We start from the raw sequence: 10,280 nt of genomic DNA, 5'->3' as shown, positions 1-10,280 counted from the left end.
CACCTGCCCCGATGCACCGCCATGGGTCACCGCTCCGCGCCGGCGCCGGTACGCGCGGCGGGCACGGACGGCGCCGCCACGCCGCGTACCAGCTCGCCGTCCCGGTAGAGCAGCGACCGCCCGGGCCGCGGCACCACCCAGCCGGTGTCGCCGGGCTCGGGTTCGCGCCCCTCGGGCACGACGACCTGGAGGCTGGTCCCCGGGGTCCCGGCGGCGTCCCCGCTCGGCAGGTCGAGGGAGACCAGCGAGAAGCTGCCCAGGTTCTCCACCACGACCACCTGCCCGCTCAGCGCCCCCGGCACCGGCTCGGCGGAGTAGTCCAGGTACTCGGGACGTACCCCGTAGACGAGCTTCTCGCCGGAGCTCACCCGGTCCCGGACGTCCTCCGGCACCGGCAGCCGCGTGCCGGCGACGGCCAGTTCGCCGTCGTGCACCTCGGCGTCGACCAGGTTCATCGGGGTGGATCCGATGAACCCGGCGACGAAGGTGTTGGCGGGGCGGCGGAACACCTCGGTCGGGGTGCCGACCTGCCGGATCCGGCCGCCCTCCATGACGGCGATCCGGTCGGCGAGGGCCAGTGCCTCGGCCTGGTCGTGGGTGACGAAGACGGTGGTGACGCCCAGTTCGCGTTGCAGCCGCTTGAGGAAGGTGCGCGCCTCCAGCCGCAGCCGGGCGTCGAGGTTGGACAGCGGTTCGTCGAGGAGGAAGACCTGCGGGTGGCAGGCCATCGCCCGGGCGAGCGCGACCCGCTGCTGCTGCCCGCCGGACAGCTGCCCCGGGCGGCGTTGCAGCAGCGCGGACAGGCCCAGCTCGTCGGCGGTCTGCGCCGCCTTCTCGGCGCGGCCGCGCCGGTCCACCTTCTTGATCCGCAGAGGGTAGGCGATGTTGTCCTGCACGGTCATGTGCGGGAAGAGCGCGTAGTCCTGGAAGACCATCGCCACGTCCCGCTTCCCGGGCGGCAGGTTGGTGACGGTGCGGTCGCCGATGCGCACGCTGCCGCCGGAGGCCACCTCCAGCCCGGCGATGGTGCGCAGCAGGGTGGTCTTGCCGCAGCCGGACGGGCCGAGCAGCGCGAAGAACTCGCCGTCGGCGATCTCCAGTTCGAGGGCGTCCAGGGCCCGCACCCCGTTGGGGTAGACCTTGGTCAGCTCGCGCATGGTGATGGCGGACATCAGCGCTTGATCCCTCCGTGGAAGCGGAATCCGTACCGGCTGCTGACGAAGACGAACATGAGTGCCACCGGCAGCGAGTAGAGCAGCGAGAACGTGGAGAGCAACCGCAGGTCCGCCTGACCGCCCTCGGTGTAGAGGGTGTACATGATCACCGCGGCGGGGGCCTTCTCCGGCCCGCGCAGCAGCAGGAACGGCACCAGGAAGTTGCCCCACACGTTGGCGACCGCCCACACCCCGACGGTGGCCAGGCCGGGGCGCACCACCGGCACCACGATGTGCCGCATGATCTGCAAGGGGCTGGCGCCGAAGACCCGCGCGGACTCCTCGTAGGAGGTCGGGGTGGCGTCCATGAAGTCCTTCAGGATGAAGATCGCCGCGGGCAGCAGCCCGCCGGTGAGGATCAGGATGACCCCGAGCCGGGAGTCGATCAGGTTGAGCCGGAACGCCAGCTCGAACAGCGGCACCATGGTGGCCGTACCGGTCACGATCGACGAGAGCAGCAGCAGCCCGTAGAGCAGCGCGTCGCGGCCGGGCACCCGGACCCGGCTCAGCGCGTACGCGGCCAGCGCCGCGAACGTCACCACCAGCGCCGCGGTGCCGGCGGCCAGGTAGACGGAGTTGAGCAGCGAGCTCAGCGCGTACGGGTTGTCGAGCAGGGCGCGGAAGTTGTCCAGGGTGAACTGCGGCAGCGACGCGGTGATCGTCGGGGTGTCGTCGAACGGGGCGGTCGCCAGCCAGAGCAGCGGCAGCGCGAAGAACCCGAGGACGGCGCAGAGGAAGACGTAGCGGCCGATCCGGGCGAGCAGGTGGCGTACGGCGCTGCTGGCCCCGTCGTGCGCCGGGTCCGTCGGCGGCGCGGGCGCGGTGGTGGTCGCGCTGCTCACGCCGCCTCCTTCCGCCGGCCCAGCATGCGCAGGTAGACCAGCGCGATGACCAGGTTGATCAGCAGCATGATGAACGAGATCGCGGCGCCGAAGCCCAGTTCACCGCCGGAGAGCGCCACCTTGTAGACGTAGACCGGCAGGATCTCCGAGCGCTGCTCGGGACCGCCGGCGGTGATGAGGAACGGTGAGAAGTCGTTGAACGTCCACAGGCTGATCAGCAGCAGGTTGGTCAGCACGTGCCCGCGGATGCGGGGGAGGACCACGTCGCGCAGCTGCTGCCAGGTCGACGCGCCGGCCAGCCGGGCGGTCTCCAGGTGTGAGCGGGGCACGTTCTCCAGCGCGGCGGCGTAGAGCATCATCGAGAACGCGGTGCCGCGCCAGGTGTTGAAGATGATGATCGACAGCATCGGGTGGTCGAGCAGCCAGGCCGTGCCCGGGAGGCCGAGCAGCGCGTTGAGGGTGCCGCCGTCCCGGTCGAGCAGGGCGATCCACAGGAACGCGACCACCGAGCTGGGCAGGATCCAGGACAGCAGCACGAACGCCTCGACCACCCGGCGCAGCGGACCGCGGCGGTCGCGCAACGCGAAGGCGATGGCGAAGCCGAGCCCGGCCTGGCCGATGACCGCCGAGCCGAGCACGAACTGCAGGGTCAGCAGCAGCGAGGAGCGGAACCGCTCGTCGCCCAGCGCGCGGGTGTAGTTGTCCAGGCCGACGAACTCCGGATTGGCGGCGGCCAGGCCGGTCAGCCGGTAGTTCGTGACGCCCAGGTAGATCGTCCAGGCGGCCGGCACCACGAGGAAGACCAGGATGAGCACCATGGCCGGCACGAGGAACCCGGTCGCCCGGGCCCGGCCCAGCCCGGCGGCGTCGGGGGCCGGGGAGGCGCCCGGGTCCGGCCGCCTCCCCTCCACCACCTCGTCAGGAGGTGACGTTACCTGGGCCACCGACGATCCCTTCCACCTTCTTCTGGTACGCGGTGGCCGCCTCGTCGGCGCTCCTGCCCGACGCGGCGGCGGCGGTCGCCTCCTGCAGCGCCACCGACACCTGCGGGTACACCGCCAGCGGCGGCCGGTACGCGGTGACCGGCAGGACCTTCTCGGTGATGAAGGTCAGCATCGGGTCGCCGGCCAGCACCTCCTTGTTGACGTCCATCCGCGCGGTGATCCGCTTTTCGCCGGCGAGTTCGGCCTTGACCCCCTCCGCCGAGTGCATGAACGACAGCAGCTCCCACGCCTGCGACGGGTACTTGGAGTGGGGGTTGAGCACCCGTACGCCGCCACCGGACATGCTGACGAAGTCCTGCCCGCGGATGCCGGCGCCGGGCTGCTTGGCGGGGATCATCGCGTACCCGACGGTGGTGTCCCGGTCGGCCATCTTGGCGATGCCGGTGCTCGGGTTGACGACGCTGCGCCAGAAGTAGTCGCCCTCGGCCAGGATGCCGATCTTGCCAGCGGCGAACTCCGCGAAGGACTTGTCGCGCCCCTTCGCCTCCTGCTGCAGCTTGGGGTCGCCCAGGCCGCCGCCGTAGATCTTGGTGTAGAAGTCGAGCATGTCCTTGACCGGCTGGCTGGCCCCGGCCCACTTGCCGTCGGTGTGGATCTGGCCGCCGGCACCGACCAGCAGCGGCAGCGCGCCCTGCATGGAGGTGGCCTCGCCCATCGCCGTGCCGGCGTTGATCTGGATCGGCGTCACCCCGGGCAGAGCATTGAGTTTGGCGCCGGCGTCGAGGATCTCCTGCCAGCTCCTGGGCTGCCAGTCGGCGGGCAGGCCGGCCTGGGCGAAGAGCTTCTTGTTGTAGTAGAGGACCCGGCCGTCGGTGCCGAGCGGGATGCCGTAGCGCTTGTCCTCGAAGCTGCCGAGGCCCTGCACGGTCTCCGGGATCTGCGACCAGCCCTCCCAGGAGTCGGCCTGGTCGCCGGCCACCTCGGACAGCGGCTTGAGGTAGCCGGCCTGGACGAACTCGCCCACCCAGATGCCGTCCACGGCGATGACGTCGGCGCCGCCCTTGGACCGCAGGTCCAGAGCCAGCTTGGTCTTGTACTGCTCGTCGTCGACGCCGCTGGGCACGAACGTCACCTTGGCGGTGACGCCCTTGGCCTTCTGCGCCTCCACGAACCGGGGGATGACCCACTTCTCGATCCACTCCGCGCCGGCGGAGTTCTTGCCGCCGACGATGGAGTTGGCGGCGATGGTGAGGGTGATGTTCTTGGCGTCCTTGCCGGCGGGCTCGGACGAGTCGCCGCAGGCGGTGGCGGCGAGGGCAACGGCGGTGAGCGCGGCGAGCACGCCCGCTGCGTGTCTCGGCTTGGCTGACATGGGCTGCTTCCCTTCGCAAGGAGAGACTTCGAAGAGACTCGCGGGTCGCCCGCCGGCCGCACGTCCGCCGCCGGCGGTGCTTGCGGCCACAATGTCATGACAGCCTGACGACGTAAATACCTGTCACTGAAATGAGCACGAAACATTCACCGTCACCGCTCGGCGACGGTCACCTCAAGGGAGTAACGGCTGGCCCGGTAGATGTGCGCGCCGTGCTCCACGTAGCGGCCCTGGTCGTCGTACGCGGTGCGGGTCATGGTGAGCAGCGGCGCGCCCCGCCGCTCGCCGAGCATCTGCGCCTCCGCCGCGGTCGCCGCCCGCGCGCCGATCCGCTGGTGGGCGCCACGGATGCGCATGCCGCCGGCGCGCAGGATCGCGTACAGGCCCTTGGCCTGCAGCGCGTCCATGCTGAGCCGCACCAGGTCGGGCGGTAGCCAGTTCTCCATCACCGCGAGGGGCTCCCCGTCGGAGAACCGCAGCCGGCGCAGGTGCTGCACCTCGCCGCCCGCCGGTACGCCGAGCGCGGTGGCGACGTCGGCCGGGCAGGGCACGGTGGCCAGCTCGAGCACCGAGGTCGACGGCCGCTGGCCGGCGCGCAGCAGATCGTCGTGGAGGCTGGTCAGCTCCACCGCCCGGCGCACCTCACCGCGCGTCACCTGGGTGCCCACCCCGCGCCGGCGCACGATCAGTCCCTTGTCGACCAGGTGCTGGATCGCCTGGCGCACCGTCGGACGGGACAACCCGAGCCGGTCGGCGAGCTGCACCTCGCTGTCCAGCCGGTCGCCCGGCGCCAGGTCTCCGCGCTGGATCGCCGCGGCGAACTGCTCCGCGACCTGGAAGTAGAGCGGGACCGGGCTGCTCCGGTCGACCGCGATCTCGGGGCCGGTCACGGCACCTCCTCGCTGGGCACACGCGGGATCTCGGGGCACGATGATGGGCGCCACTGTACCGAAGCGGTCACCGACCGAGGAGAGCGGATGTCATGACAACACATTGACAGAACTCGTAGAACGCTGTTACCAATCAGGGACAGGGCTGGCGGGCACGGCGTCGCCGGCCGGGACGAAGGACGCCGCATGCTCGATGTGCTCACCATCGGCCGGGTCGGGGTGGACATCTATCCGTTGCAGATCGGCACGCCGCTGGCCGAGGTCGAGACGTTCGGCAAGTTCCTCGGCGGCAGTCCCACCAACGTGGCCGTCGCCGCGAGCCGCCAGGGGCTGCGCGCCGGCGTGATCACCCGCACCGGCGCCGACGCGTTCGGCGAGTACGTGCACCGGGCGCTGCGCGACTTCGACGTCGACGACAGCCAGGTTCACCCGGTCGACGGACTGCCCACCCCGGTGACCTTCTGCGAGATCTTCCCACCGGACGACTTCCCGCTCTGGTTCTACCGCACCCCGACCGCCCCCGACCTGCAGATCCGCCCCGAGGAACTCGACGCCGACGCGATCGCCGCGGCCCGGGTCTTCTGGCTCACCGGCACCGGCCTGTGCCAGCAGCCGAGCCGCGACGCCCACGCGGCCGCGCTGGCCGTCCGCGGCGGGCGCCCGCACACCGTGCTCGACCTGGACTACCGGCCGATGTTCTGGCCCGACCCGGCGGCGGCCACCGCCGCGATCGCCGAGGCGCTGCCGCAGGTCACCGTGACCGTCGGCAACCTCGACGAGGTGGAGATCGCCGTCGGCACCCGGGACCCCGAGCGGGCCGCCGGGCTGCTGCTCGACCGCGGGCCCCGGCTGGCGGTGGTGAAGCTCGGGCCCGCCGGGGTGCTGGCCCGCACCCGCGCCGGGACCGTCCGGGTGCCGCCGGTGCCGGTGACCGTGGTCAACGGGCTCGGCGCCGGCGACGCGTTCGGCGGCGCGCTCTGCCTGGGGCTGCTGCGCGACTGGCCGCTGGAGCGGACGCTGCGCTTCGCCAACGCCGCCGGCGCCATCGTCGCCTCCCGCCTGGCCTGCTCCGCCGCCATGCCCGACCACGCCGAGACCGCGGCGCTGGCCCGTGCCGTCCAGTCGGAACCGGCGTCGCCGACCGCCGCCGTGGGAGGAGAAGACCGGTGAGCACCGAATACGACGCGCTGACCCTCACCCGCGCCCACCGGCCACAGGCGATCGCCGAGGCTGCCGCCGGCCGGACCCGCCGACCGTGGCCCGACCAGGGGCGGCCGCTGTTCATCATCGCCGCCGACCACCCCGCCCGCGGCGCCCTCGGCGTCCGGGACCGGCCGATGGCCATGGCCGGGCGCGCCGACCTGCTCGACCGGCTGCGCCTGGCGCTGTCCCGGCCCGGCGTCGACGGGGTGCTCGGCACCCCGGACATCCTGGAGGACCTGCTGCTGCTCGGTGCGTTGGAGGACCGCCTGGCCATCGGCTCGATGAACCGCGGCGGCCTCTCCGGCGCCACCTTCGAACTCGACGACCGGTTCACCGCCTACGACGCGGACAGCATCGCCGCCATGCGCTACGACGGCGGCAAGATGCTCTGCCGCATCGACCCCGACGACCCGGGCACCGCCCCGACGCTGCAGGCCTGCGCCCGGGCGGTCACCGCGCTGGCCGCCCACCGGACGGTCGCCCTCGTCGAGCCGCTCTGGGTGGCGCGCACCGACGGCCGGGTACACGCCGACCTGCGCCCCGAAGCGGTCATCAAGGGCGTCAGCGTCGGCCAGGCCCTCGGCGCCACCTCCGCGTACACCTGGTTGAAACTGCCGGCGATCGACGAGATGGAGCGGGTGATCGCCGCGACCACCCTGCCGGTCCTGCTGCTCGGCGGCGACCCGGTGGAGGCGCCGGACGTGGTCTACGCCCGGTGGGAACGCGCGTTGCGGCTGCCCGGCGTGCGCGGACTGGTGGTCGGCCGGGCGCTGCTCTACCCACCGGACGACGACGTGGCCGCCGCCGTGGACCTGGCCGGATCGCTGCTCCCCACCGGGCAGGAGGCGTGACGAGTACCGAGGCCCACCTGCCCTGGGGCACGACCGCCCGCGCGCCCTGGGCGCTGGAGGTCACCCCCGAGCGGGCCGGCTGGCGGTACGCCGGCCTGCGGGTGCTCACCCTGCCCGCCGGCGGCGCGGTCACCTTCGACACCGGCGACGAGGAGATGCTGGTCCTGCCGCTGGCCGGCACCGCGACCGTGCACTGCGACGGGGTACGGCTCGCCCTGGCTGGCCGCGCGTCGGTCTTCGCCGCGGTCACCGACTTCGCCTACCTGCCACGGGACGCCACGGTGACGGTGCGGGGCGAGGGCCGGTTCGCCCTGCCGTCGGCCCGCGCCACCCGCCGGCTGTCGCCCCGGTACGCCGCCGCCCCGGACGTGCCCGTCGAGCTGCGCGGCGCCGGCCCGGCCAGCCGCCAGGTCAACAACTTCTGCTCCCCGGAGGCTTTCGACTGCGACCGGCTGGTCGCCGTCGAGGTGCTCACCCCCGGCGGCAACTGGTCGTCCTACCCGCCACACAAGCACGAGGAGAACCGGACCCACGACGACGGCCGGGTCGAGGCGGAGCTGGAGGAGATCTATTACTTCGAGGTGGCCGGCGGCGTGCCCGGCGACGCCGGCGGCCCGGTCGGCTACCAGCGCGTCTACGGCACCAGCCGGCGGCCGATCGACCTGCTCGCCGAGGTGCACGGCGGGGACGTGGTGCTCGTCCCGTACGGCTACCACGGGCCCTCGATGGCCGCGCCCGGCTACCACCTCTACTACCTCAACGTGCTGGCCGGGCCCGGCCCGGAGCGAACGATGGCCTGTGTGGACGATCCCCGGCACCACTGGATCCGCGGGAGCTGGGCGGACCAGCCGGTCGACCCGCGGCTGCCGCTGACCGGCCCGACGCCGCGGGAGGCGTGATGCCCAGACTGACGGTGGCGCAGGCGCTGGTGACCTTCCTCGCCCGGCAGTGGTCCGAACGCGACGGGGCGCGGCAACGGCTGATCCCGGCCTGCTTCGGCATCTTCGGCCACGGCAACGTCGCGGGGATCGGCGAGGCGCTGGCCGGCCCGGCGGGCGCGGAGCTGCCCTACCACCTGTGCCGCACCGAACAGGGCATGGTGCACACCGCCGCGGCGTACGCCCGGATGACCGACCGGCTCAGCACCCTGGCCTGCACCACCTCGATCGGCCCGGGCGCGACGAACCTGGTCACCGGCGCCGCCGGCGCCACCGTCAACCGGTTGCCGGTGCTGCTGCTCCCCGGCGACATCTTCGCCACCCGGGTGGCCAACCCGGTGCTCCAGGAGCTGGAGGATCCGCGTTCCTACGACGTCAGCGTCACCGACGCGCTGCGGCCGGTCTCCCGCTACTGGGACCGGATCAACCGCCCGGAGCAGTTGCCGGCGGCGCTGCTGGCCGCGATGCGGGTGCTGACCGACCCCGTGGAGACCGGCGCGGTCACCCTCGCACTGCCGCAGGACGTGCAGGCCGAGGCGTACGACTGGCCGGCGGAGCTGTTCACCGACCGGGTCTGGCACGTGCCGCGTCCCCGCCCCGACTCCTCGGCCGTCGCCCGGGCCGCCCGGGCCGTCACCGCGGCCCGCCGGCCGCTGGTGGTGGCCGGCGGTGGGGTGATCTACAGCGGGGCGTGCGAGGCGCTGCGCCGGTTCGCCGAGGAGCACGGGGTGCCGATCGCCGAGACCCAGGCCGGGACCGGCGCCCTGCCGTACGACCACCCGCTCGCGCTCGGCGCCGTCGGGGTCACCGGCACCACCGCCGCCAACGAGATCGCGGCCGGCGCGGACCTGGTGATCGGGGTGGGCACCCGCTACAGCGACTTCACCACCGCCTCCGGCACCCTCTTCGGCGCGGACGTCCGGTTCGTCAATCTCAACATCACCGGCTTCGACGCCGCGAAGCTCGCCGGCCTGCAGGTCGTCGGTGACGCCCGGGAGAGCCTGACTGCGCTCGACGCGGCGTGTGCGGGCTGGGGCACCGAGCCGGCGTACCGGGCGTCGGTGGCGCAGCTGAACGAGCGGTGGGCGGCCGTGGCGGACCGGGCCCGGCACGCCGACCCCGACGCGCGGCCCACCCAGACCGCCGTGATCGGCGCGGTCAACGACGCCGCCGGGCCGCGGGACGTGGTGGTCTGCGCCGCCGGGTCCATGCCCGGCGACCTGCACCGGCTGTGGCGCAGCGCCGACCCGAAGAGCTACCACGTCGAGTACGGCTACTCGTGCATGGGCTACGAGATCCCCGGCGGGATCGGCGTCAAGCTGGCCGCGCCGGACCGCGAGGTCTTCGTGCTGGTCGGCGACGGCTCCTACCTCATGCTGCCGAGCGAGCTGGTCACCGCGGTGGCGGAAGGGGTGAAGCTGGTCGTCGTGCTCGTCGACAACCAGGGGTTCGCCTCGATCGGCCGGCTCTCCGAGAACGTCGGCGCGCAGCGGCTCGGCACCGCCTACCGCGACCGGGCCGGCGGCCGGCTCCCGGTCGACCTGGGCGCCAACGCGGCGAGCCTCGGCGCGAACCTGATCCGGGTGGCCACCACGGCGCAGCTGCGGGCCGCGCTGGCGACCGCCCGAGCGGCGGAGCGCACCACGGTCATCCACGTCGAGACCGACCCGTACGAAGCCGGCCCGGACGGCGGCGCCTGGTGGGACGTGCCGGTCGCCGCGGTCTCCACCACCGCGCGGACGCGGGCTGCCCGGGCCGCGTACGAGGCCGGGTGCAAGGCTCGTCGCACCCACCTGGACGATTGAAGCTCTCGGCCACGATGTTCGCAGGGCGTGACGCCGGCGAGTCGGACCCACCCCCGGAGCGAAGACACGTCCGCGAGGACCCGCTCGCCCTGGTACCCGGCACAGTCGCCGGCTGTGCCGGGCCGCTGAGGCCCGGGTCGACGGGAGGGCAAGGTGGTGGTACCACCGGCCGGAGTGCGGTCGCCCGGTCGCCGCGGTGTGATCCACGGACCGGGCGACCG

9 protein-coding genes are annotated in these 10,280 nt (G+C 73.2%); 4 read left to right on the top strand and 5 right to left on the bottom strand.

Features of this window, described 5'->3' with window-relative positions; genetic code table 11:
• Positions 1-26: 26 nt before the first annotated feature.
• The 5 genes from AB0I41_RS00340 to AB0I41_RS00320 form a co-directional block, all read right to left on the bottom strand.
• The gene (locus tag AB0I41_RS00340; RefSeq protein ID WP_357099874.1) at positions 27-1,172 is read right to left on the bottom strand and encodes an ABC transporter ATP-binding protein; all 1,146 of its coding nucleotides are present in this window, start codon (positions 1,170-1,172) and stop codon (positions 27-29) included.
• Complete coding sequence (locus AB0I41_RS00335) at positions 1,172-2,056, bottom strand: carbohydrate ABC transporter permease (RefSeq protein WP_357099871.1); 885 nt, start codon at positions 2,054-2,056, stop codon at positions 1,172-1,174. The genes AB0I41_RS00340 and AB0I41_RS00335 overlap by 1 nt, the downstream gene beginning before the upstream one ends.
• Entirely contained in the window at positions 2,053-3,000 is a 948-nt protein-coding gene (locus tag AB0I41_RS00330) for a sugar ABC transporter permease (protein WP_357099868.1), read from the bottom strand. The genes AB0I41_RS00335 and AB0I41_RS00330 overlap by 4 nt, the downstream gene beginning before the upstream one ends.
• Positions 2,975-4,372: an extracellular solute-binding protein gene (locus AB0I41_RS00325; protein WP_357099864.1), complete on the bottom strand. Its 1,398-nt coding sequence runs from the start codon at positions 4,370-4,372 to the stop codon at positions 2,975-2,977. Before AB0I41_RS00325 ends, AB0I41_RS00330 begins: the two co-directional genes overlap by 26 nt.
• A 152-nt stretch (positions 4,373-4,524) precedes the next feature.
• Positions 4,525-5,262, bottom strand: a complete 738-nt coding sequence (locus tag AB0I41_RS00320; protein WP_357099861.1) for a GntR family transcriptional regulator — start codon at positions 5,260-5,262, stop codon at positions 4,525-4,527.
• A 186-nt stretch (positions 5,263-5,448) separates the two neighbouring features.
• On the opposite strand from AB0I41_RS00320, the gene iolC reads away from it, so the two are divergent.
• Genes iolC through iolD form a run of 4 tightly spaced genes read left to right on the top strand, consistent with a single transcriptional unit; the run spans position 5,449 to position 10,059 of the window.
• Entirely contained in the window at positions 5,449-6,432 is a 984-nt protein-coding gene (iolC, locus tag AB0I41_RS00315) for a 5-dehydro-2-deoxygluconokinase (RefSeq protein ID WP_357099858.1), read from the top strand.
• Positions 6,429-7,316, top strand: a complete 888-nt coding sequence (locus AB0I41_RS00310; RefSeq protein ID WP_357099855.1) for an aldolase — start codon at positions 6,429-6,431, stop codon at positions 7,314-7,316. The genes iolC and AB0I41_RS00310 overlap by 4 nt, the downstream gene beginning before the upstream one ends.
• The gene (iolB, locus tag AB0I41_RS00305) at positions 7,313-8,215 is read left to right on the top strand and encodes a 5-deoxy-glucuronate isomerase (RefSeq protein WP_357099852.1); all 903 of its coding nucleotides are present in this window, start codon (positions 7,313-7,315) and stop codon (positions 8,213-8,215) included. The genes AB0I41_RS00310 and iolB overlap by 4 nt, the downstream gene beginning before the upstream one ends.
• On the top strand, positions 8,215-10,059 hold the full coding sequence (iolD, locus tag AB0I41_RS00300; protein ID WP_357099849.1) for a 3D-(3,5/4)-trihydroxycyclohexane-1,2-dione acylhydrolase (decyclizing): 1,845 nt from the start codon (positions 8,215-8,217) through the stop codon (positions 10,057-10,059). Before iolB ends, iolD begins: the two co-directional genes overlap by 1 nt.
• The last annotated feature ends 221 nt before the right edge of the window (positions 10,060-10,280 follow it).

The organism is Micromonospora sp. NPDC050200, assembly GCF_040656135.1.
GTDB lineage: Bacteria > Actinomycetota > Actinomycetes > Mycobacteriales > Micromonosporaceae > Micromonospora.
This window is presented reverse-complemented; position numbering and strand designations above follow the sequence as displayed.

What these genes read in the sequence shown, in the direction of transcription:
- AB0I41_RS00340 (WP_357099874.1), bottom strand. Translation starts at nt 1,172, where the DNA reads ATGTCCGCCATCACCATGCGCGAGCTGACCAAGGTCTACCCCAACGGG.
- AB0I41_RS00325 (WP_357099864.1), bottom strand. Translation starts at nt 4,372, where the DNA reads ATGTCAGCCAAGCCGAGACACGCAGCGGGCGTGCTCGCCGCGCTCACC.
- iolC (WP_357099858.1), top strand. Translation starts at nt 5,449, where the DNA reads ATGCTCGATGTGCTCACCATCGGCCGGGTCGGGGTGGACATCTATCCG.
- iolD (WP_357099849.1), top strand. Translation starts at nt 8,215, where the DNA reads ATGCCCAGACTGACGGTGGCGCAGGCGCTGGTGACCTTCCTCGCCCGG.